The following is a 22,277-nucleotide window of genomic DNA, read 5'->3' as shown; positions in this document are numbered from 1 at the left end:
GGCCGTCTGGCCGGCTCTAAGCGGGCGTCGGTCCCGTCTCCGGTCTACAGGCCGACACCCACCTCGTATCCGGAGCGGATGGCCCCCTCGATGTAGCCGACCGTTCCGGCATCACCCACCACGTGGACCTCGACGTCGCCGCCGATGCCGGTCCGGATGGCCCCAGCCAGCGAAGAGTCCGGCTGAACGCTGCCGGCCAGCAGCACGCTGTCGGCGCCGAAGCGCACCTCGTCGCCATCCTTTTCGTCGGTTGCCGCGGTGTGGGCGATTACCTCATCGGCGGTGACGGCCACCAGGCGGGTCCCAGTGCGGAAGTCCACGCCGTGGGCTCGGGCTTCGTGGAGGGCCCGCCAGCGTCGGGGGTGTGCCATCTCGGTGGCCAGGTCGTCGCCCTCCTCTAGGACGGTCACCGATCGTCCTCGCTCGACTAGGAACTCGGCCAGCTCGGTACCCACAAGCCCGCCACCCACTACTACGACGCGTCGCCCGATGGGCATCCACCGGCGGGACAGGGCGCGGACCCGGTCCATGTCGGTGGTCATGCCCAGGGCCCGCGCGACGGTCAGCGCGAGGCGCACAAGCGGCCCTGACCGCTGGTCGGTGGCCCCTCCCTCACCGGTCAGAAGGCTGCGCAGGTCGTCGCCGGAAAGCACATGCGGCAGGTCAACTCCGGGCACGTTTGGGCGGTCCCGGACGGCACCGGTGGCCACCACCACGGCATCCGGGCGCAACGCGGCGACCATTGTCGGCGTGGCCGTTGTGGCGGTGCGTACCTCTACGTCGGCCTCGGCCAGGGCGGCTGCCATCCACCGGACCAGGTCGCCGTTCAGTGGTGTGGTCAGTGACGAGAAGCGGGCCGTGCCGCCGAGGTGGTTGGCCCTCTCCAGCAGGGTCACTCTGTGGCCCCGTTCGGCGGCCACCCGGGCCGCCTCCATGCCCCCTGGTCCGCCCCCCACTACCACTACGTGGCGGGGTGGGGCAGCGGGCGTCGGCTTGGGCCAATCCTGGTGGCCCAACTGGGCGTTCACCGCGCACACCGGAGCCGCCGACCAGAAGTTCTGGGCTACGCAAACAAAGCAGTTGATGCACGGGCGGACCAGGTCGGGGCGACCCTCGGCCAGCCGGTTCGGTAGGTGCGGGTCGGCCAACAACTGGCGGCCCATGGCGATCAGATCGGCGCCCCCGTCGGCCAGGATCCGCTCGCCGTCGTCGGGCCGGATGCGCCCGACGGCGATGACCGGGACGTCCACGGCGGCTTTCACCGTCCGGGCCAACTCCTCGTACTGGCACGGACGCCACGGCAGTGGCCCTTCGGTAAATCCGGGGCCGCCAGTGACCGACGAGTAGGCGGTGACGTGGATGGCGTCGGCACCGGCGTTGGCGGCCACAGCGGCGTACCGGGCAGCGAGGTCGGGCGTGATCCCGCCCTCGAGGGCGTCATCCCGACCGTTGAGGCGGACCAGGATGGCGAAGCCGGGACCACAACGCGCGCGGACGGCCTCCACGACCTCGACCAGTAGGCGGGCCCGGTTCTCCTCGGAGCCGCCGTACCGGTCGGTCCGTTTATTCCAGGCCGGTGAGAGGAAGGTGTCCAGGAGGTAGCCGTGGCCGGCGTGGATTTCCAGGCCGTCGAGGCCAGCAGCTTGGACGCGGACCGCAGCGTCGGCGAACTTTTCCACCACGTCAGACAGGTCCTCAACCGTGGCCTCGGCGTAGGTGGGCATCTTGCCGCCGGTGAGGGTTGACATGGCCACCAGCTCGTCCATGGTCGTATCGGCCATGATCGACATCGGGTCGGTGTCAGGAAGCGGGAGGCTGGGCACCAGGCAGGGCCGGTCCTCGGCCGTGTCCACCCCAGAGATGCGGCCGTGGTGGTTGGCCTGGACGACGAGCTTCGAACCGTGGGCGTGGACGGCCTCGCCTAGGCGCCGCAGCCCGGGGATCACACCGTCATGAGACAGGGCGGGCTGGTGACGGGCTGTGGCTCCGTGGGGGTAGGAAACGGCTGAGGTCTCCAGCACAAGCAGGCCGGCTCCTCCCCGGGACCGTTCCTCGTAGTGGACCACCAGGCGATCAGTGACCAGCCCGTCGTTACAGACGTTCTGGTCCATGGCCGGTAGGACGATCCGGTTCCGTAACTCCAGGGGGCCCACCCGGACGGGGGAGAGCAGGAGCGGATGAGAGGAGCCAGATGGCATGTCGGGAATCCTGCCTGACGACGGGCCACCGGGGCTACGTGGCCCCGTGAGGGTCAGGACCCGAGCTTCCTCAGGGACTTCTGGCGCCAGCTCTCGGTGGTGTCCACGGCGTTGAACGTGAAGCAGTGGATCCCGGAGATTCCCAACTCGTCAGCCCGACAGGAGAGCGGGGCGATGAGCTTGTTCGGGTCATAGCCGCCGGGCGACAGTAGGCGGATCACTGATGCCCTGTTCTTTTTGAGGTAGCGGACCGAGTGGCCTATGCCCAGCCGGATTGAGATGGCCAGCAACCTCGCCCGGTCGACGGCCCCCGGCACCCCGAGGTGACATGGCAGGTCCAAACCGGCGGCCCGACGACCTTCCAGCCAGTCACCGATGGTGTCGGCGTCGAAGCACATCTGGGTGGCCATGTAGCCCTCGAGACCGGCCTCCCGGATCAGCTCCTGCTTCTCGACCAGGGCGTCCACCAGAGCCCGGTCGGGGATGGTGGCGTGGCCGTCGGGATAGGAACCGATACCCACTACGTCAACGTTGGGACGGCGGTCCAGGAAGGAACGCAGGAAGCCAGCGGCGTCAGTGAACGGGCCCAGGGGGTCGGCGTCGCCACCGATGCAGAACACAGTCCGGATACCAAGGACGTTCACCCGTTGGACGATTCGGTCCACGTGTCCCTCGTCCTCCACCATGCGGGCCGCGATGTGGGGGATCACCGTGAAACCCCTTTCGGCGTAGCCGGCGCACAGATCCAGGGTGTCGTCGACCGTTTTAGCCGGAGAGCAGGTCACCGAGACGGTGGCGCCTGCCGGCAAGTGCTGTGACTGGTCGGCCAGGTTCTTGAGTGGGATCAGCTCGTAGGTCATGCCCTCGAGCAGACGCTTCTGGACGGCCTTGTCGGCCTGGTTCCGGTTGACCACGCAGAGCCCCCCTTTCGCATGTGAGCCGGCTCGGCGTGGGCCGACCGGTGGGTCCGTGGGGTTGGTCTCCGGCGGTTACCGGCGACCCGGTTGACGGCGGAGGGTCAACTCAGGCCGACAATCTCACCGTTCTCGTCGATGTCAATACCCATGGCGCCCGGCCGGGCGCCCAGCCCGGGCATCGTACGCATGTCACCGCAGATCGGGTACACGAAGCCGGCGCCCACTGAGGCCCGGACTTCGCGGACGGGGAGCGTCCACCCAGTTGGGGCGCCCTTGAGGGCGGCGTTCGAACTGATCGATAAGTGCGTCTTGGCGATGCACACCGGTAGGTTGCCGAAGCCGTTGGCCTCGTACGTGTCGATCTGCTTGTTGGCCTGCGGCGAGAAATCTACGCCGTCGGCACCGTAGACCTTCTCGGCCACGGTGCGGATCTTGTCCCGGAGCGACATCTCGTCCGGATACAGGACCTGGAAGTCGCTGGGCTCGTCGGCCGCCTCGGCGACCGCCTCGGCCAGCTCGGCGGCTCCCGACCCGCCGTCGGCGAAGTGGGTGGTGATCGCCGACCGGGCGTTGAACTCGTCGGCGATCTCCTTGATGGCGTTGATGTCGACGTCGTGGTCGCCAGGGAACACGTTGATGGCCACTACCGGAGACACCCCATGGACCTGCATGTTCTCCAGCTGCTTGCGGAGGTTGTCGCCTCCCTGGTGCACCTCGTCGGGATTTTCGGCCAGGAGGGCCTCGGGAAGCGGCTTACCGGCCACGATCTTGTGGTTGCCGGAGTGGGCTTTCAGGCCGCGGACGGTGGCTACCAGAACAGCGGCGTCGGGGGCGATGCCCGAATAGCGGCACTTGATGTTGAAGAACCGCTCGGCGCCCATGTCGGCGCCGAAACCCGCCTCGGTGAGCAGGAAGTCACCGGTGTGGATGCCGATCTGGTCGGCCACGATCGACGAGTTGCCGGTGGCGATGTTGCCGAACGGGCCGCAGTGGACCAGGGCGGGAGTGCCCTCCAGGGTCTGCATCAGGTTGGGCTTGATGGCTTCCTTGAGGATGACCGTCATCGAGCCGGCTACGCCGAGGTCCTCGGCGGTGACCGGAGTGCCCGCCTTGTCGTAGCCGACGACGATTCGGCCCATTCGTTGGCGCAGGTCGGCCAGCGAGGTGCACAGGGCGAGGGCCGCCATGACCTCGGAGGCGGCGGTGATGTCAAAGCCGGTTTCGCGGGGCACGCCATCTAGCCGGCCGCCCAGGCCGACGACGATGTTGCGCAGCGCCCGCTCGTTGATGTCCATGACCCGCCGCCACGTGATGTTGTGGAGGTCCAGTCCCAGCTCGTTGCCGTGGAACAGGTGGGCGTCGAGCATGGCCGAGCACATGTTGTGGGCCGCCGTGACGGCGTGCATGTCTCCGGTTAGGTGGAGGTTGAACAGCTCCATGGGTACGACCTGGCTGTAGCCGCCGCCGGCCGCCCCACCCTTGATCCCAAAGGTCGGGCCCATCGAGGGCTGGCGGATGGCGATGGTGGCCTTTTTCCCGATGTGACTGAAGCCTTGGCCGAGGCCGACGGTCGTCGTGGTCTTGCCCTCGCCCAGGGGTGTGGGGGTGATGGCTGAGACGACCACGTACCGGGCCTTCGGGCGGTCGGCCATCCGTCCGATGGCGTCCAACTTGATCTTGGCCGCGCCCTCGCCGTAGGGCTCTAGGCAGTCGGTTGGGATTCCGGCTTCCGACGCGATGTCGGTGAGGGGGCGCAGTTCGGCGCCTCGGGCAATTTCTAGGTCGGAGGGGAACGACATTGTTCTCTTCTCTGTCTCTATATCTTCCGGGTTCCGGTCCGGTACCCGCGGGTGCGGACCGGAGAGCGCGACGCGGGCAGGCTGATGTGCCCGGGACGGCGTGAGTGTACTCAGGTGAGGCGTCGGGTTCTACTGAGTGGAAAGAACCACCAATGGTAGGAAACCTCATCCGCTGAGGTATCGGGACTTACGGGCTCACCCGAACTCGTCGGGGATGACCTCCTTGCGGCGGGCGATGAAGTCCAGCATCGCCTCGTCGGCCGACTCGTCAAGTGGCGGAGCCTCATAGTCGTCCAGCATCTTCTTCCAGATGCCGTTGGCCCGTTGGGCGGCGTCGAGGCTCCCGTCTTCCTCCCACTGTTCGAAGGAGTCGTTGTTGGCCACCTCGGATCGGGCGAAGGCCGTCTCGAAGTTGGCCAGCGTGTGGGCCGTGCCCAGGAAGTGCCCCCCGGGGCTCACCTCGCCGATGGCACTCATGGCCTGCCCGTTCTCCGAGAGGTCAACACCGTTGACGAAGGTGGCGGCCAGGTTGCACTGGTCTGCGTCAATGATGAACTTCTCGTAGCCCATGGCCAAGCCGCCCTCCAGCCAGCCCGCTGAGTGGAGCATGAAGTTCACCCCGGCAAGCAGGGAGGGGAGGAAGGTGGCCATGGACTCCGCGGCGGCCTGGGCGTCGGGGATCTTGGAGGCGCAGAGGTTGCCCCCCGAACGGAACGGCACACCGAGGCGCCGGGCCAGGGCTGCGACCGTGTACAGGACCAGGGCCGGTTCCGGCGTTCCGAACGTAGGGGCACCGGTCTGCATCGACATCGAGCTTGCGAACGAACCGAACACCATCGGCGCCCCGGGGTTCACCAACTGGACGAACGTCATGCCCGCCAGGGCCTCGGCCAGGGTCTGTGCCGCAACGCCGGCCACCGTCACGGGTGCCATGGCTCCGGCCAGGATGAAGGGGCTGATCATGGTGGCCTGGTTGGATCGGGCGTACGTCTCAGCGGCTCCCAGCATGGTGGCGTCCCAGGACATGGGCGAGGAGGCGTTGATGAGGCTCGTCATCACGGTGTTCTGGCGGACGAACTCTTCGCCGAACACGAACCCGGCCAGGTCGACGGAGTCCTGGGCTCTCTCGGCCGCGGTGACCGAGCCCATGAACGGCTTATCGCTGTAACGGAGGTGGGAGTACACCATGTCTAGGTGCCGCTTGGAGACCGGGACGTCCACCGGCTCGACGATCGTGCCGCCCGAGTGGTGGAGGCCCGGGCTTAGGTAGGCCAGTTTCACGAAGTTGCGGAAGTCCTCCAGAGTGGCGTACCGGCGACCCTCGTCGATGTCGTGGACGAACGGTGAACCGTAGGCGGGTACGAGGACGGTGGCGTCACCCCCCACCTGGACGTTACGGACCGGGTTGCGGGCGTGCTGGGTGTAGGTCGCTGGTGCCGAAGACTGGATGATCTGTCGACACATGCCGCGGGGGAACCGCACCCGTTCCCCGTCCACGTCGGCCCCGGCGTCGGCCAGCAGGGTGAGGGCCGACGGGTAGTCGCGGAAGTCGATGCCCATCTCGGCGAGGATCGTGTCGGCATTGTGCTCGATGGTCTCGAGTCCCTCGACGGAGAGCACCTCGAACGGGGCCATGGTCCGGGTCAGGAACGTACGGACCTCGGTCGAGGCCTCCGCCCTGAGTGCCTGTCGGGCTGCGCTACCGCCGCTACGGCGGCCTCGTGGTGCATTGCTCATGCGCTGGATTCCTCTCCCGTGGCGGCTCTGCGACGGCGTCGTCCGGACCGTTCAGGTCCGGTTGTGGATATGGCGGGTCGTTGCGGGAGCGTGATGCACGTCGACAGCCGGGGGTAGTCGGCGGTGCGGTGGGGGATGGCCATGGCATCCACGAAGTGTGCCTGGAAGGAGGGCTCGAGGGCTGTTTCGATCTTCTCGATACGGTCCACCACCTCCTGGATTTCGGTCCGGGCTCCGGCCGAGAGCAGGGCGATGACCGCCCCGGCGCCTGCCGCGTTGCCGATGCTGGCTACCCGGTCGGGCTCGCAGTCCGGTACGAGGCCGAGGACGGTGGCGCGGACGGTGTCGATGTGGCTGCCGAAAGCCCCGGCCAGGCTGATCTGGTCTACCTCGTCCACCTCAAGGTGGTCCATCAGGAGCCGGATGCCGGCGTAGAGGGCGGCTTTGGCCAACTGGATGGCCCGGACGTCGTTCTGTGTCACAAGGATCCCGCTGTCGTCGCCGCCGCCGTCCGGGTCGTGCAGGACATAGGAGAGCGTCCGCCCGTCGGCAACCAGACGTCGAGACGGCCTGGTACCCGGGCCGCCGATCACACCGTCGGCATTCATGAGTCCGGCCAGCCACAGCTCGGCCACCACCTCGATAATCCCGGACCCGCAGATCCCAGTCACCCCGGTGTCGGCTACCGCCTCGTCAAAGCCCGGCTCGTCGGACCACGGCTCAGCGCCGATTACCCGGAACCGGGGTTCGCCGGTATCCGGGTCGATACGGACCCGCTCGATGGCTCCCGGGGTAGCCCGTTGACCAGCGCTGACCTGGGCCCCCTCGAAGGCCGGGCCGGTGGGGCTAGAGGCAGCCAGTATCCGCCCGTTGCCGGCCAGGACAATCTCAGCGTTGGTTCCGACGTCGACGACCAGGCGGACGTCGTCGGCCGTGTGGGGGCGTGAGGCCAGGACTACAGCGGCCGTATCGGCCCCCACGTGTCCGGCGATACACGGCAGGACGTGGACCCGGGTACAGGCGTGCGCCTCCAGATTGAGGTCGGCCGCCGGGACGTCGAGGGCGTTCTCCACAGCGAGAGTGAACGGGGCCTGGCCCAGCGGCGTCGGGTCCAGGCCCAAGAACAGGTGGTGCATGATCGGGTTGCCGACCAGCACCATCTCCAGCACCTCATCTCGCTCGGCTTCCCCCTGGAGGCAGAGGTCGGCCAGCAGGTCGTCCAGGGCGCCGCGGACGGCGGCGGTCAGCTCGGCCTCGCCACCCGGGTTCATCATCACGTAGGAGACCCGGCTCATGAGGTCCTCGCCGAACCGGATCTGCGGGTTCATGGTTCCTGCTGTAGCCAGTACGGCGCCGGTTGCCAGGTCGCAGAGGTGGCCGGCGATCGTCGTGGAGCCCACGTCCACGGCCACGCCCAGGGCACGGTCCCGCAGGCCCGGCCAGACGGCTACCACGCGGTGGCCATCCCGGATAGCCACTGTCACCGTGCCAGGTCCATCGGTCGACCCGTCGGCCAGGCTGTCGGCCACCCTGTCGTCGAGAGTGAGGCCTCCGAGGCCCCACTGGTCGGCTAGGGCGTCGAGCAGTCGGCGATCAGGACGGTCCCCGATGGCTCCGGCCGGCGGGGCGACCTCGACCAGGCGGAGGACCAGAACCGGGTCCAGTGCCAGGTCGCCCAGGTCCACATCCTTGCGGACGACCTGCCGATGGACCTGGCTCTCGGCAGGGACGTCGACCACCAAGTCGCCGGATACAGCGGCGGCACAACCCAACCGTCGGGATTCCGTCAGGGGCCGACGGCCCCGATAGTCCTGCTCGACAGCTCCGCGGGGCGACACGTGGCCCTCCACGACGGTGATGCCGTGCTTAGCAAACTCACCGAAGGTGGGCGTCACCTGGCAGCGCCCGCAGATCCCGCGGCCTCCGCAGACCGAGTCGAGATCCACCCCCAGCCGACGGGCGGCGTCCAGCAGGGTGGTACCGGCGGCGAACGATCCCCTTAGACCCGAGGGCGTGAAGACGACGAGGTGGTCGTCGGCTCCGGTCATGGGATCATGCCGATCGGTAGTTCAGGCTTGCGCCCGGGCGCGGCGACCGCTCCGGCGCTCGCGGGTGCCGACGGCTTCGGGGTCCCGGTGGTGGCTAATCCAGGAGGCGCAGTTGGTGTCGGCGCCGGTGAGAATGTCGGCGGCCTGAACCCGCACCCGCACCTCACCGTGCAGGGGGTTCATGATGGCCGACGTCATGCCGTGGCTGATCGACATGGCCAGGAACGTGCCGGTTACGGCGTGCCGGTTGGGGAGCCCGAAGCTCACGTTGGACGCACCGCAGGTCGTGTTGACCCTGAGCTCTTCGCGGAGGCGTCGGACCAGCGTGAAGACCTGTTGGCCGGCCGATCCCATGGCGCCTATCGGCATGACCAGGGGGTCCACCACCACGTCGGCGGCCGGGATTCCGTAGTCGGCGGCCCGCTGCACGATCTTGCGGGCCACCTCGAAGCGCACATCGGGGTCCTCGGAGATCCCGGAGTCGTCGTTGGAGATGGCCACCACGGCAGCACCAGCCCTCGCCACCAGCGGCAGGACCCGCTCCAGCACCTCGTCCTCACCGGTCACCGAGTTGACCAGGGGCTTGCCCTGGTACACGGCGATGCCGGCCTCCAGGGCCTCGATGATCGACGAGTCGATACTCAAAGGCACGTCGGTCACCGACTGCACAAGCTGGATGGCCCGGGCCAGCAGGGCTGGTTCGTCGGCCAGCGGAATTCCCGCGTTGACGTCCAGCATGTGGGCACCGGCCTCCACCTGAGCGATGGCGTCAGCCTCAACCCGGCTGAAGTCCCCGGCCTTCATCTCGTCGGCCAGCTTCTGGCGCCCCGTGGGGTTGATCCGCTCGCCGATCATGACGAAGGGCCGGCCGAAGCCGATGGCCACCTCCCTGGTGGCAGAACTGAGGATGGTGTCGGTCATCTCTGGATCGGTCTCTCTGGTCGGGGGACCGTCAGCGGTGACGGTCCCACGGTCGGGATGTTCCTGGCTATTCCTCTTGTTCCTCTACACCGCCGGATCGCACGAGTCGCTCCAGCCGGTCGTCGGGGTAGGACTCGTCGAGGCGAGCCGCCTCGACGGCCGCGGCAGGCGCCAGATCGGCGAGGCATTCGACGGCCTCGCGACGCCACTGCGCCACGTACGAGTCGGTGTCGTCCATTCCGGCCACCATGGCCGCTCGGTCGATGGCGTGCTGAAAGCGGGCGCCCAGCAGCGCCTTCTCCCTGTTCCTCCCCTGTTGGGCTGTGACCTGGGCCGGGATGTCGCGCCAGTAGATGGTGACGAGCTGTGCGGCCATAGCTCAGCGGGTTCCGGCTGGGGCGGGTCCAGTGGAGGCCACGGCACTTTCGTCGAGACATCGGCCGGGATCCTGACCGATGCCTCGACCCAACGAAACGATGCTGGTCTCCAGTTCCCCGAGGCCTGTGCGCCGGTGCTCGAAGGTGAGTCCCAAGCGGTCAGCGGCGTCCCGGGCGCGCTCCACGAGATCGGGGTCGTCACTTTGTGACAGGTAGACCAGCCGGCGGTAGTTGCCGAACACGGCATCTCGCATCTCGGGGTGGGTGTCCAGCCAGAAGGCCCGAACGACGAGACGGTCGAAGTGCTTAACCAGGTAGTCGGTCAGGAAGAAGGTCCCCAACTCCTCGGCATGGAGGTCGGCGAACTCGGCGCTTCCGGTGAGGAACTCGTAGCAGTGGTCACCGGGCAGGCGCTCGACCCCGAGCTCGTCACACATGGCGTCGAGGCGGCCGCCCGTCCCGCAGTCCCCATAGCCAACGAAGACCCTGTCGTAGCGGTCGGCGGCACCCCGGACGCGTTCAGCCACCCGGTCGGGGATCACCTCGGGGGTGTTGTGGTAGGAGGCGGGCAGGCACTCGACGTCGACGTGGTCGAGGCCGTTCGCCTCCACTACCTGGAGCAACTCACGGGCAAGCGCCCCACAGGCGACAACCAGGGTCCGCCCGCTGGACGCCTCCGGCGCGCCGGAAGGCTCGTTCATGGTTGGTCAGGCCGCGCTGCGCCGCTCGGCCACCAGCCGCGAAGCTGTCTCGGAGGCGACTGCCGCATCGCGGCAGTACGCGTCGGCTCCGATGGCCTCGCCGAACTCTTCGTTCAGGGGAGCCCCGCCCACTATCACGATGTACTCCTCCCGGAGGCTCTTCTCCTGGAGGGTGTCGATCACGACCTTCATGTAGGGCATGGTGGTGGTCAGCAGGGCCGACATCCCGAGGATGTCCGGCTTGTGCTCGTCCAGGGCCCCGAGGAACTCCTCGACGTCGGTGTTGATGCCGAGGTTGATGACCTCGAAGCCCGCACCCTCGAGCATCATGGCGACCAGGTTTTTGCCGATGTCGTGGATGTCGCCCTTGACGGTGCCGATGACCACCTTCCCGATGGGCTCGGCCCCCGTCTCGGCTAGCAGTGGCCGGAGGATGGCCATGCCGGCCTTCATGGCGTTGGCGGCCAGCAGCACCTCAGGAACGAAGAGGATGCCATCGCGAAAGTCGATGCCTACGATCCGCATGCCCGCAACCAGGGCATCGTTCAGTACACGGTCGGCGGCCCAACCCCGGTCGAGGAGGATGTTGGTGCCGTCGACGATCTCGTCGGCCAGGCCGTCATAGAGGTCATCGTGCATCTGGGCGGTTAGGTCCTCGTCGCTGAGGCTCGCCAGATCGATCTCTTCGTCGACGGGGTTCTCTTCGGCCATGATGCGCTCCGTTGCGGATCGGGGGCCACGGTCATGGCCCGGGTCAGCCTTGGGTGCCGTTTCCCACAATGTGGGAAGTTCCTGTATAATGGGAAGACTAGCACTGGCGAAAGAGTTGTTCCACGGTTTGGGAAGGCCTTCCCACACTGTGGGACAGGTGTGTTCTGCTCGAGCGATACCGGCCTGGAAGGACATGTGGGATCCCATGCAGAGCGTGCAGAGCATCGACCGGGCCTTCCAACTGCTGGGCGAGGTAGCCGACGATCCGGCGGGAATCAGCGAACTCTCCCGTCGCCTCGACCTCCCGACGAGCACGGTGGCCCGTCTGCTCTCAACGCTCGAGGGCCTGGGTGCCGTGGAGCGTCTCGACTCCGGGACCGGCTACCGGATCGGTCCGTCCGTCGTGACCATGGCGGCCAGCATCGACCCGACCCAGAGCCTCCTGGCCGTCGCTCAGCCACACCTGGTGGAGCTGGTCGAGATGGTGGCCGAGGCGGTCGGCGTGTCCATCCCCGCCGGCTACGACGTCCACTACATCGGCCAAGTGGACTGCGCGAACCCGGTCCAGGTCCGGGACTGGACCGGAGTCAGCCTGCCGATGCACGTTGTTCCGTCGGGCATGGTGGTCCTCGCTCACTGGCCCGACGACGCCGTCGACCGCTACCTGGACCGCAAACTGGACCGTTACACAGCCCGGTCGGTCATCCGGCCCGCTCTGATCCGCGAGCGCCTGCAGCAGGTCAGGGAGGACGGGGTGGTCTGGATGGAGGAGGAGTTTTCCGAGGGCATCAACTCGGTGGCCGCCCCATTGTTCAACGCCGCCGGGGTCGTGGCCGGTGCCCTGCACAGCCACGGTCCCAGCTACCGGTTCCCGGACGACACGCTGCGCGACATTATTGGCGAGCAGGTCCGGTCCTCTGCGGCGACGATCTCCGTCGCCCTAGGCCACACCGGCTGATCTTCCCGTTCGACCAACCGGAGGACCTCCGATTTCAGCCATCTACGGCGTAGTCACGTTGGTCACCGTGGCTTGCGCCTTCCTCTTCCACGGCGAACGCCAGGACTGGTGGCAGACCTTCGGGCTGGTCGGGTACTCGGCCGCTGTGGTCCTGGTGGTCACCGGTTAGGACCGGGAGTCCCAGGGGTTCAGCCGCCTTTAGGTCCGCCAGGAGTTACGGAGGGTCTCCAGGCCACCGTCCACCGAGATGGTCTGGCCATTAACGAACCGGGCGGCCGGAGAGGCAAGAAAAACGGCCATGGCACCGATGTCCCGCCCCTCCACAAAGGTCCGCATCGAGACCTGCTTCTCATAGCCGGCTCGCAGGTTGGCCTCGGGCACCCCGGTGGCAGCCGATTCGGCGGCGATCACCCCGTCCATGCGTTCGCCGTCCACCGACCCTGGACAGATCACGTTGACCCGGATGCCTAGCTCGCCAACTTCCATGGCCAGCGTCTGGCCCAGGCCCACCACGGCGTACTTGGAGGCTGCGTACGGCGACCGCATCGGGTATCCGGTGATGCCCGCCGTGGAAGCGGTCAGCAGGATCGAACCGCCTCCTGCCTCGCGTAACAGGGGTACGGCCCGGCGGCAGCAAAGGAAGGCGCTCCGCACGTTCACGGCCATCGTCCTGTCCCAGTCCGAAGCCTCCAGTTCCTCGACGGGTCCGGTCGGACCGGCGATGCCGACGTTGGCGCACAGGACGTCCAGGCCGCCGAGCCCAGCCATCACATCGTCGAAGAGGCGGTCCACGTCGCTGGGGTCGGAGACGTCGGCCGCCGTGAAGCCGCCCCCGGGAGGCTGGTCAGCCGTTCCGTCCACGTCGGCTACGTGCACCAGGGCTCCGTCCTTCCGGAATGCGTCGGCCATGGCCCGCCCGATGCCTGATGCGCCACCGGTGATTAGCACCCGCTGTGGACCGGTCATCAGCCCTCCCCAGTCGATCCTCCGGAGCCGTCCTCACTGCTCCGCGGCGCGAAAACTAGCCCTGGCTCGTGGGCTCCGGGACCGGGAGGCGACCCGAAGACGGCCGTGGTAGGCCGTCAGCAACCGGATGAAGGGGTGTGTACGCTTTCCCGGCCCTGCGGCGGTCGCCGTCGGGACCCATCCGATCCACCCCGGACGCCTCGTGGAGCCATGCCGGGCTGTGTTCCAGGAGAAACTGAATGAGCGAACTCCCGACTCGCGCCAACGTCGTCGTGATCGGTGCCGGCATCGTCGGCAGTTGTCTCGTCGGCCACCTGGCCCGCTTGGGCTGGACCGACCTCGTCCTACTGGAGAAGGGCCCGCTGCCCAATCCCGGCGGCTCGACCGGCCACGCCTCCAACTTCATCTTCCCGGTCGATCACAACAAGGAGATGGCACTGCTTGGCGAGCAGAGCGCCAACCAGTACCGGGACATGCAACTCTCGGTCGATTCGGGAGGTATCGAAGTGGCCCGAACCGCCGACCGGATGCACGAGCTGGCCCGCCGCATGACGTCAGCCAGGGCGTGGGGTATTGAGGCCCACCTGCTCACCCCGGCCGAGGTTGTAGAGCTAGTGCCATTCGTCAACGAGGAGGTCATCCTCGGTGGCTTCTACAGTCCCACGGTGTCGGTGGTCGACTCGCTGGAGGCTGGCACCACCATGCGCAGGGAGGCCGTCGAAACGGTCGGCTGCCAGGTGTTCGCCAACACCGAGGTGCTCGACATCGAAACTAGCGAGGGCGAGGGAGGCGTGACCACCGTCCGTTCAGTAGTCACCGACAAGGGCACCATCCAGGCCGACCACGTGGTCATCGCCTGCGGCGTCTGGTCCAACCGCATCGCCAACATGGCCGGTGCCGCCATCCCGTTGGTGCCCACCGTGCACCAGATGGCCGACGTCGGCCCCGTCGACATCCTGGCCGAGACCAATAACGAGATCGGCTACCCGATCGTCCGAGACATGGACACCCTTTGCTATGAGCGGCAATCGGCCGGCTCCATGGAGATCGGGTCGTACGGCCACCGGCCCATCTTCCACCACCCGGACGAGATCCCATCCAACGAGGAGGCGGCGCTGTCGCCCACTGAGATGCCCTTCACGCCGGACGACTTCGACCCTCAGATGGAGACGGCCATCGAGCTGATGGAAATGCTCGGTGACGCCGAAATCAAATACGCCATCAACGGCCTATTGGCCATGACCCCGGACACCATGCCGTGCCTCGGAGAGACCCCCGAGGTCCGCAACCTTTGGTCAGCCGCCGCGGTGTGGGTCAAGGAGGGACCAGGCATGGCTCAGGTGGTCGCCGAGTGGATGACCTTTGGCTATCCCCGTGTCATCGACGTCCACGGTGCCGACATCGCGCGCTTCTACGACCAGGAGCGGACCGAGGAGCACATCTGGGCCCGGGCCGAGGAGCACTTCAACAAGACGTACGGCATTGTCCACCCGGACGAGCAGTGGGAAGGCCGCCGGAACCTGCGAGTTGGCCCCTACTTCTCCCGTCAGGAGGACTTGGACGCCATGTTCTTCCAGGCTCGGACCTGGGAGCGCCCGCAGTGGTTCGGAGCCAACGCCGACCTGGTAGAGCGCTACGACCTGTCCGAGAGGGATGTGGAATGGGATAACCGCTGGTGGAGCCCCATCACCATCGGTGAGCACCTCAACCTGCGCGAGAACTGCGGTGTGGTGGACCTCAGCGCCTTCCAGATCTACGAGTTGGAAGGTCCGGGAGCCGTCGAGTACGCCGACCGCCTGGCCGTCAACAAGGTGGACGTGCCGGTCGGCCGCTCCATCTACACCCCGTGGCTGACCGCCGATGGTGGATTCCACTCCGACCTGACCATGATGCGACTCGGTGAGGACCGGGTGCGGATCGTCACCGGCGTGTTCGATGGTGGACGGGACGAGTTCTGGACCCGCCGCCACATGCCGACCGATGGCTCGGTGTCGTTCCGCAACATCACTGAGGATGTCACCACGCTCGGCCTTTGGGGCCCCAACGCCCCGGCCGTGCTGTCTCAGCTCACTGACCAGAACCTGAGCCAGACCGACTCGCCCTACGGGTCGATCGTTGATGCTGAGGTGGCTGGTCTACCGTGCCAGTTGTTCCGTATCTCCTACGTTGGCGACACCGGCTGGGAGATCTACGCGTCCTGGGACGACGGGCCGGCCCTATGGGACGCCCTGATGGAGGCCGGTGCCGACCTGGGCATCCGCCCGACCGGCGGTGGCGTCTACGGGTCGTCGGGTCGGCTCGAGAAGGGTTACCGACTGATGGGAGCCGAGCTGGAGAGCGAGTACAACCCGGTGGAGGCCGGTCTGGCCCGACCGAGGGTCAAGGCTGCCGACTTCATCGGCAAGGAGGCCTACCTGGCTGCTCGGGAGGCTGGGGATCCCGAGGTCCTGATGTGCACCCTGACCGTCGAGGACCAGACCGATGGCCTGGGTCGGAATCGCCACATGATGGGTGGGAACGAGCCAATCCTGACCCCGGACGGTGATCGCATCACCGACAGCCACGGTCGGGTCAGCCGGGTCACCTCGGCCGGCTACGGGCCGTCGGTGGGCCGACACCTCCTGATGGCCTACCTGCCCCGGGAACTGGCTGTTTCCGGAACCGACTTGCAGGTGATGTACATGAACGAGCTTTATCCGGTGGAGGTCGCCACCACGGGTGCCGTGTTTGATCCCACCGACTCCCGGATGAAGGGCTGACCCCCGGGTCGCCCCCTACCCGAGGAAGAGAGAGGCTCACCGATGAGGATCCTTGTCTGCGTGAAGCGCGTGCCGGCTCCCGGTGCTCGCATCAATGTCACCGCCGACGGTCAGGCCGTCGATTCGTCCCACCTGGGCTTCACTACCAGCCCCCACGAGGAGTGCGCGGTGGAAGAGGCCGTCCGGTTGACCGAGGCCAACGGTGGCGAGGTCACCGTCTTGACCCTCGGCCCGGTCGAGGCTGAGGAGCAGCTTCGCTACGCGGCCAGCGTGGGGGCCCACCACTTGATCTTGGTTCCGATCACCGAGGTGGATTGGGACCCACAGCGCACTGCCGCGGCGCTGGCCGGAGCGGTCGCCGACGTCGAGGCGGTCGTCGGTCCGTTTGACCTCGTCCTGTTCGGCAATGAGTCGGCTGACGCCGGCGGGTTCCAGGTCGGGGTCCGGGTGGCCTATGCCCTGGGTAGACCGGTAGTCAACGGGATCAAGGGCATCGACGTGGCCGACGGCGTGGCGTCTGCCCGTCGACAGATCGATGGCGGCTTCGAGGTCTACAACGTGCCCCTGCCCGCCGTCCTCGGGGTGAAGGAAGGGATCAACCTCCCGCGGTATCCGACCATGAAGGGCCGACTGGCTTCCAAGAAGGCCGAGGTGGTGGTGGACGAGCGCTCGGCCGGCGCCGGTGGACAGGAACGGGTGCGTCTGCACCGACCAGTGGAGACGGTCAGCGAGACAGTGATCTTGGGCACCGGTCCTGAGGCCGCCCCGGCGATCGTGGACCTGTTGGAGGAGCTGGGGGTGCTGTCGTGAGCCTGCTCGTTGTCTGCGACCACGACCGGGGCCACCTGGCCGAGGCCTCGCTGGAGGCCCTTGCCTTTGGGCGCCCGCTGGCTGCGGCGGCCGGACTGGATCTGGCCGCCGTGGTAATCGGCGAGGGCGCCGAGGTGGCCTCTACCGACCTGGCGATCCACGGGGCGGCCACCGTCCACTTGGCCTCCCACGACCTCCTCACTGACTTCGGCCCCGAGGCCTGGGGTGAGACGGTGGTCCAACTGGTGAGGGCCACCGGGGCGACGGCTGTGCTGGCCTGTGGTACAGACCGTGGCAACGAGGTCCTGGCCCAGGTGGCGGCCCGCCTGGAGGTGCCATTTGTGGCCAATTGCCGGACGGTCCAGCCCGCCGACGGTGACTGGTCCATGACCCGAGTCCAGTGGGGTGGTTCTCTGCTCGAGGACACCACGCTGTCTGCAGACGTGAAGCTGGTCTCCGTGGCCCATCACGCTGTGGAGGCCGCTCCGGCCGATGCACCAGCCGCCGGAGTGGTGGCACCCTTCCTGCCCGACTTGGACCCGTCGCTGTCGGCCACCGTGGTGGCAGACCGGGTCGTCCTGACCCAGGGCATTACCCTCGCCACCTCTCCTGTAGTGGTGGGTGGCGGTCGGGGCGTCGGTTCGGCTGAGGCGTTCGCGCCGCTGGAGGAACTGGCCTCCGAGCTGGGTGGGGTGGTGGGCTGTTCTCGGGCCGTGACCAACAACGGCTGGCGTCCCCACAGCGACCAGGTTGGACAGACCGGCACGCGGATCGCCCCAGAGATCTACATCGCCAGCGGCATCTCGGGCGCCATCCAGCACTGGGTTGGCGCTATGGCGGCCAAGAACATCCTCGCCATCAATATCGACCCGGAGGCCAACATGGTCACCCGAGCCGGCCACGCTGTGATCGCCGACCTGCACCAGGTCATCCCGGCCATCACCGCCGAGATTCGTCGTCGCAGGGGCTGAGCTATTCCGCCGGCCGGGTCCCGTCCTGGGGTCGAGTCCCTTCAGTAGCGGCGTCTGGTCCCCCCGAGGACGGTACTGGTGTCGGTCACCGGGATGATGGGCACCCAGCCCCGTACCGAGTTGACCAGCCACACGGAGACCGCCCGGTCAAGGTCAGACCGTGACACCACCTGCTCGACGACGGTGCCGTCTGCCAGCAGCTGGGCCCGGAAGGTGCCGGGGAGGAGCCCACAGGCCACCGGCGGGGTCACCAGCCGGCCGTCCAGGTCCAGGACTAAGTTGCCGATGGTGGTCTCGGTCAGCTCGCCCACCTCGTTCCACAACAGCACGTCTGGCGCTCCGGGAAAGCGAGACCGGGCATTGTCGTAGACCTCGCGCACCGTGGTCTTGTGGAACAGGAATTCGTGCCCGCCAGGTACCGGCTCCACGTCCACTGGGACGTCCCACGGCTCGGTGGTGAGTTCCGGTGCGTCGGACACCTGCAGTTCTGCCAAACCGTCAGGGGCGCTCAGCAGGCGGAGGCGGAGGGGGCCTACTCCCTCCACGCCGTCCAGCAACTCGTCCACGCGGCGACCATCGAACTCGAAGCCGAAGTGCTCGGCCGACGCCGCCATACGGTCGACGTGACGATGGCGGAGGCCGACGCCGCCGACCGGATCCCAGGACATGGTCTCCAGGAGGCGGAAGTCCGACCGGGCCCGACCCAGAACCCGGCTCTTGTGCTCAACCTCCCGCCACTCCTCGTCCGGGTCGGAGTCCCACACGATGCCGCCGCCCACGCCGTACTCAGCCGTGCCCCGTTCCCGATCGATCCAGACGGTTCGAATGGCGATGTTGAACTCCAGGGTTCCGTCCGGGGCCAGCGCCCCGATCGCTCCGGTGTAGATCCCCCGACCGTCGCCCTCCAGAGCCTCGATGATCTCGGTGGTGCGGACCTTGGGGGCGCCGGTGATCGACGCCGCGGGGAAGAGCGCCTCGAACAGTGTGTTTAGGTCAGCGTCCGAGTCGGCCACCACCGTCGACGTCATGGTGTGCAGGGTGGGGTAGGTCTCCACGGTGTACAGAGCCGGGACCATCACCGAGCCCCCGTCGGCAATCCGACTCAGGTCGTTGCGCACCATGTCCACGATCATCGTGTTTTCGGCCAGGTCCTTCTCCGAGCGCGACAAGTGGGCGGCGGCCAGGCTGTCGAACTCGGGGTCCGGGTGGCGTCCGATAGTGCCCTTCATGGGGCGCGAGGTGAGGCGACGGCCCTCGCGACGGATGAACATCTCGGGCGATGCCGAGCAGACGGCCTGGTCACCCAGGTCCAGGTAGGCGGCGTGGTCGGCCCGCTGGGCCCGGACCAGGTCGCCGAAGAGGCCCAGCGGGTCGCCGCTGAACGGCGACCGGAGCCGGATGGTGTAGTTGACCTGGTAGGTCTCGCCAGCGGCGATGAGTTCCCGGACTGTCCGAACCGACGTCAGGTAGGCAGGTTGGGACCGGTTTGGGACCCACGGCCCGACGTGATAGCCGCCGCTAGCCGACGGCTGCCCGTCGGGGGCACTGGACGACGGGCGGGGCCCGTCGAACACGCCGAAGGAGACCAGCGGACACCGACGTATCCGAGCGGCGCGAATGGCGTCATCGAAGGCCGGTCCGGCATCGTAGGAGACCATGCCCACCACCCACCGTCCGGAGGCCGCCGCCTGCTGGGCGGCCGCCATGGCAGCAGGGACGTCATGGAGTTCCTCGGCCACGATGGTGTCCCACGGTGCCTCGAACGAGAGCCACCGCCGCTCGCCGTCCTGCGGGAACTGCAGGAGTGCCCGGCGCACTGCCGGACTGGTCACGCGGTTGTTGACCCCGAGGAGCGCTCTCGGTCGAGGCGGCGGACGAACACGCCGGACCGGGGCTTGGGCTCAAAGTACGACGACTTGGGCGGCATCAGGCCGTCCTCATCGGCTACGGCCATCATCTCGGCCACCGACGTGGCGTGGACGATGAACCCGACCCGGGAATCGGCGTCGCAGCGCTCGACCAGGGCGTTGATACCGACCGGTTCGGGGACGTAGTCGATCATCGGGTCGCTGCCCGGGTCCTCGATCCCGAAGACTGGGGCCAGTACCCCGTCCTGGAGCCGAGCTACGTCCAGGAGGTCGACGGCCCGCCGACCGCTGGCCGGGGGCAGGTCCATAGAGAACCACCGACCGGCCAGGTACACGCCGACCGACCCCGGACCGGAAGGTCGGGCCTCCTCGATACCGGGGCACGGGACCAGGTCGCCGACTCCGGACAGGGAATCGACCAGTTCGTCGGCCGACCGTCTCGCCCGGTCGCCGACCCGCCGGTGAAAGGGCAGGACCAGCATCTCGGCGTCCGGGAACAGGACGGCCTGGGTCCATTGCAGAGGGTGGTCGTCGGCGAGGCCGGGGTTTCTGGTCCGAGCTTCCACCGCGGCCGCTAGGCGATGGTGCCCGTCGGTTACGTACAGGGGCCGTTCACCCAGGGCGTTGGCCAGGGTGTCGGCGGCCGCCCCGCTGACTGCCCACACCATCTGGTGTACACCGTCGCTAGTCGACTCCAGCACAGGGTCGTCGTTGCAGCACGCTGCGACGACGGCGTCCAGGGCGTCGTCGGTCCGGTAGGTGAGCGAGATGGGGCTGGAGGACATCCCGACCTCCAGCAGGTGCCGGGTCAGGAGGTTGGCCCGGCCCGGACGAACCGCTTCGTGGCGGAGAACCCGCCGGTCGCCGGGCTCGGTCACTGGAACCAGCCCCATGATGCCGGTCTGGACGTGGTCGGCTGTGGCCAGGCGGTACAGGAACAGGGACGGGGCGTCGTGGGGCACATAGGCGCCAGCGTCGTATATGCGTTGCATCGACCCAGCACACTCGGCGATCAGGCCGTCGATGTCGTCCCGCCGGCCGGGCGGAACATCCTCCTGGGAACGGGTCACGTTCAGGAAGCTGTAAGGGTTGGCCTCGGCGATGGCCGCCCGCTGGGTCGGTGAGTAGGCGTCGTACGGTCCGGTAGTGACTCGGTCGGCCCATGCCGGGTCCACGACCAGGCCCGGGAAGGGCCGCAGCACGTTCACTGCTCGCGAGACGTGGTTTGGACCTGGAGAACGTTCTCCAGACTGGACAACTGGTCGCTCACCTCGTCGGAGACTTCGCCCGTCACGTCGATGACGGCCATGGCGGCGTTCGATCCCTGGAAGACCTTGTTCTCCATGGTCTGGACGTTGATGTGGGCCTGGCGCAGCACCTCTAGGGCGCTGGCCAGCACGCCTACCCGGTCGAAGTGCCGGATGGTGATGGTGGTCGACCCGACTCGGGTCCTGGCGACGTTGACACAGTTCATGGGCTCGCCGATCCGGTAAGCCTCGATGACTTCGACGGTGCCTGCCGATGTGGCGTCCTGGGCCTGTTGGGTGGACGCGCCGATGTGGTGGGTACCCACCACGTTGGGGTGGCCGGCTAGGGCCGACGTGAACTCCCCGGTGCCGCTACCCGGCTCGTCGCGGAACACGTCGAGACCCGCCCGGATGCCTTTGGTGTCCATGGCCGCTAATAGGGCGACCTCGTCAACCACCTCGCCACGGCTGGTGTTGATCAGGACGGCATCCGGCCTCATCTTCTCCAGGAAGTCGGCGTCCACCAAGTTCTCGGTGTCCCCGCCACCTGGCAAGTGGATCGAGATGACGTCCGATTCGGCGATCAGGGTGTCCAGGTCTTCCACCAGGCGGATCCCGATAGCCCGGATGCGAGCCTCAACGTCTGGCTGACGGTCAGCCTTGCGTTCGGCCACCACGGTCATACCGAACGCTCGGGCCCGCTCGGCGGTGGCCAGGCCAATCTCGCCCACGCCGACCACACCAAATGTCTTGCCTAGGAGACCATCGGATTTGCTGTACGCCTTCTTGTTCCAGACACCGGCCCTGAGGTCGGCGGTAGCCGCCGGGATGTGGCGGTCTACGGCCAAAAGGAGGCCGAGGGCCAACTCGGCCACGGCTACCGAGTTGGTGCCGGGCACGTTGCACACGTAGATACCGGCGTCAGCTGCCGCCTGGCAGTCGATGGTGTTGGTGCCGGCGCCCGATCGAACGATGAGACCGAGGTTGTCGGAACGGTCGATGGCCTCGGCCGTGACTCTGGTGCTACGGACGACCAGCACGTCGAAGCCCCCGATGGTCTCGGGGAGGTCCTCGGCACCGAGATCGGGAGAGACGACGCACTCGTCGCCCCGCTCTCGAAGAATCTCGATGAACGACTCGGGGAATGCGTCGGCGAACAGGATCTTCATGGTTGCTCCTTCGGCACGCCGACGCCGGCACGGTGGGTGCGGACGGCGGGGTAGCCTGCGCGGATCTGGAGGCCTGAGCCTTAGGAAAGCCTACGCAGGAGCCTTCAGGGACACAATGGC

General features: G+C 67.5%; 17 protein-coding genes. 4 read left to right on the top strand and 13 right to left on the bottom strand.

Going from position 1 to position 22,277, the window contains the following annotated elements; translation table 11 throughout:
* Positions 1-44: 44 nt before the first annotated feature.
* From MK181_03220 to MK181_03180, 9 genes are all read right to left on the bottom strand, one after another.
* Positions 45-2,198 (bottom strand): FAD-dependent oxidoreductase, encoded by a 2,154-nt coding sequence (locus MK181_03220; protein MCH2418804.1) that lies wholly within the window; start codon positions 2,196-2,198, stop codon positions 45-47.
* A 53-nt stretch (positions 2,199-2,251) separates the two neighbouring features.
* Complete coding sequence (locus MK181_03215) at positions 2,252-3,112, bottom strand: methylenetetrahydrofolate reductase (GenBank protein MCH2418803.1); 861 nt, start codon at positions 3,110-3,112, stop codon at positions 2,252-2,254.
* A gap of 104 nt (positions 3,113-3,216) precedes the next feature.
* Complete coding sequence (locus MK181_03210; protein ID MCH2418802.1) at positions 3,217-4,914, bottom strand: formate--tetrahydrofolate ligase; 1,698 nt, start codon at positions 4,912-4,914, stop codon at positions 3,217-3,219.
* A 195-nt stretch (positions 4,915-5,109) separates the two neighbouring features.
* Entirely contained in the window at positions 5,110-6,651 is a 1,542-nt protein-coding gene (locus tag MK181_03205; protein ID MCH2418801.1) for a trimethylamine methyltransferase family protein, read from the bottom strand.
* Positions 6,648-8,699, bottom strand: a complete 2,052-nt coding sequence (locus MK181_03200) for an ASKHA domain-containing protein (GenBank protein ID MCH2418800.1) — start codon at positions 8,697-8,699, stop codon at positions 6,648-6,650. Before MK181_03200 ends, MK181_03205 begins: the two co-directional genes overlap by 4 nt.
* Before the next feature lie 21 nt (positions 8,700-8,720).
* The gene (locus MK181_03195) at positions 8,721-9,620 is read right to left on the bottom strand and encodes a dihydropteroate synthase (GenBank protein MCH2418799.1); all 900 of its coding nucleotides are present in this window, start codon (positions 9,618-9,620) and stop codon (positions 8,721-8,723) included.
* A 67-nt stretch (positions 9,621-9,687) separates the two neighbouring features.
* Entirely contained in the window at positions 9,688-9,996 is a 309-nt protein-coding gene (locus MK181_03190) for a virulence factor (protein ID MCH2418798.1), read from the bottom strand.
* Positions 9,997-9,999: 3 nt separating this feature from the next.
* Positions 10,000-10,698: a DUF1638 domain-containing protein gene (locus MK181_03185; GenBank protein MCH2418797.1), complete on the bottom strand. Its 699-nt coding sequence runs from the start codon at positions 10,696-10,698 to the stop codon at positions 10,000-10,002.
* A gap of 6 nt (positions 10,699-10,704) precedes the next feature.
* Positions 10,705-11,409: a B12-binding domain-containing protein gene (locus MK181_03180; GenBank protein ID MCH2418796.1), complete on the bottom strand. Its 705-nt coding sequence runs from the start codon at positions 11,407-11,409 to the stop codon at positions 10,705-10,707.
* 214 nt (positions 11,410-11,623) lie between these two features.
* Here MK181_03180 and MK181_03175 point away from each other — a divergent pair, with 214 nt between their 5' ends.
* Positions 11,624-12,367 carry an IclR family transcriptional regulator gene (locus tag MK181_03175; GenBank protein ID MCH2418795.1) on the top strand — a complete coding sequence of 248 codons (744 nt, stop codon included), beginning with the start codon at positions 11,624-11,626 and terminating at the stop codon, positions 12,365-12,367.
* A gap of 198 nt (positions 12,368-12,565) precedes the next feature.
* Here MK181_03175 and MK181_03170 read toward each other — a convergent pair whose 3' ends face one another.
* Positions 12,566-13,333 carry an SDR family oxidoreductase gene (locus MK181_03170; protein MCH2418794.1) on the bottom strand — a complete coding sequence of 256 codons (768 nt, stop codon included), beginning with the start codon at positions 13,331-13,333 and terminating at the stop codon, positions 12,566-12,568.
* 239 nt (positions 13,334-13,572) lie between these two features.
* Here MK181_03170 and MK181_03165 point away from each other — a divergent pair, with 239 nt between their 5' ends.
* From MK181_03165 to MK181_03155, 3 genes are read left to right on the top strand one after another with little or no spacing between them, the layout of a single operon-like run.
* Complete coding sequence (locus tag MK181_03165) at positions 13,573-16,092, top strand: FAD-dependent oxidoreductase (protein MCH2418793.1); 2,520 nt, start codon at positions 13,573-13,575, stop codon at positions 16,090-16,092.
* 42 nt (positions 16,093-16,134) lie between these two features.
* Positions 16,135-16,902 (top strand): hypothetical protein, encoded by a 768-nt coding sequence (locus MK181_03160; protein ID MCH2418792.1) that lies wholly within the window; start codon positions 16,135-16,137, stop codon positions 16,900-16,902.
* Positions 16,899-17,873, top strand: a complete 975-nt coding sequence (locus tag MK181_03155) for an electron transfer flavoprotein subunit alpha/FixB family protein (protein ID MCH2418791.1) — start codon at positions 16,899-16,901, stop codon at positions 17,871-17,873. The genes MK181_03160 and MK181_03155 overlap by 4 nt, the downstream gene beginning before the upstream one ends.
* A gap of 41 nt (positions 17,874-17,914) precedes the next feature.
* Here MK181_03155 and pabB read toward each other — a convergent pair whose 3' ends face one another.
* Genes pabB through MK181_03140 form a run of 3 tightly spaced genes read right to left on the bottom strand, consistent with a single transcriptional unit; the run spans position 17,915 to position 22,157 of the window.
* Positions 17,915-19,705 carry an aminodeoxychorismate synthase component I gene (gene pabB / locus MK181_03150; protein MCH2418790.1) on the bottom strand — a complete coding sequence of 597 codons (1,791 nt, stop codon included), beginning with the start codon at positions 19,703-19,705 and terminating at the stop codon, positions 17,915-17,917.
* Positions 19,702-20,943: a DUF1015 family protein gene (locus MK181_03145; GenBank protein MCH2418789.1), complete on the bottom strand. Its 1,242-nt coding sequence runs from the start codon at positions 20,941-20,943 to the stop codon at positions 19,702-19,704. Before MK181_03145 ends, pabB begins: the two co-directional genes overlap by 4 nt.
* A 2-nt stretch (positions 20,944-20,945) precedes the next feature.
* Positions 20,946-22,157, bottom strand: a complete 1,212-nt coding sequence (locus MK181_03140; GenBank protein MCH2418788.1) for an NAD(P)-binding domain-containing protein — start codon at positions 22,155-22,157, stop codon at positions 20,946-20,948.
* Between the last annotated feature and the right edge of the window lie 120 nt (positions 22,158-22,277).

The organism is Acidimicrobiales bacterium (genome assembly GCA_022452035.1).
GTDB lineage: Bacteria > Actinomycetota > Acidimicrobiia > Acidimicrobiales > MedAcidi-G1 > UBA9410.
The sequence above is the reverse complement of the archived record's forward strand: the minus strand, read 5'-3'. Positions and strand labels throughout refer to the sequence as shown.

Bases quoted from the DNA above. Each gene is read 5' to 3' on its own strand.
- MK181_03220 (MCH2418804.1), bottom strand. From the start codon at position 2,198: ATGCCATCTGGCTCCTCTCATCCGCTCCTGCTCTCCCCCGTCCGGGTG.
- MK181_03210 (MCH2418802.1), bottom strand. From the start codon at position 4,914: ATGTCGTTCCCCTCCGACCTAGAAATTGCCCGAGGCGCCGAACTGCGC.
- MK181_03205 (MCH2418801.1), bottom strand. From the start codon at position 6,651: ATGAGCAATGCACCACGAGGCCGCCGTAGCGGCGGTAGCGCAGCCCGA.
- MK181_03200 (MCH2418800.1), bottom strand. From the start codon at position 8,699: ATGACCGGAGCCGACGACCACCTCGTCGTCTTCACGCCCTCGGGTCTA.
- MK181_03195 (MCH2418799.1), bottom strand. From the start codon at position 9,620: ATGACCGACACCATCCTCAGTTCTGCCACCAGGGAGGTGGCCATCGGC.
- MK181_03190 (MCH2418798.1), bottom strand. From the start codon at position 9,996: ATGGCCGCACAGCTCGTCACCATCTACTGGCGCGACATCCCGGCCCAG.
- MK181_03185 (MCH2418797.1), bottom strand. From the start codon at position 10,698: ATGAACGAGCCTTCCGGCGCGCCGGAGGCGTCCAGCGGGCGGACCCTG.
- MK181_03180 (MCH2418796.1), bottom strand. From the start codon at position 11,409: ATGGCCGAAGAGAACCCCGTCGACGAAGAGATCGATCTGGCGAGCCTC.
- MK181_03170 (MCH2418794.1), bottom strand. From the start codon at position 13,333: ATGACCGGTCCACAGCGGGTGCTAATCACCGGTGGCGCATCAGGCATC.
- MK181_03165 (MCH2418793.1), top strand. From the start codon at position 13,573: ATGAGCGAACTCCCGACTCGCGCCAACGTCGTCGTGATCGGTGCCGGC.
- MK181_03160 (MCH2418792.1), top strand. From the start codon at position 16,135: ATGAGGATCCTTGTCTGCGTGAAGCGCGTGCCGGCTCCCGGTGCTCGC.
- MK181_03140 (MCH2418788.1), bottom strand. From the start codon at position 22,157: ATGAAGATCCTGTTCGCCGACGCATTCCCCGAGTCGTTCATCGAGATT.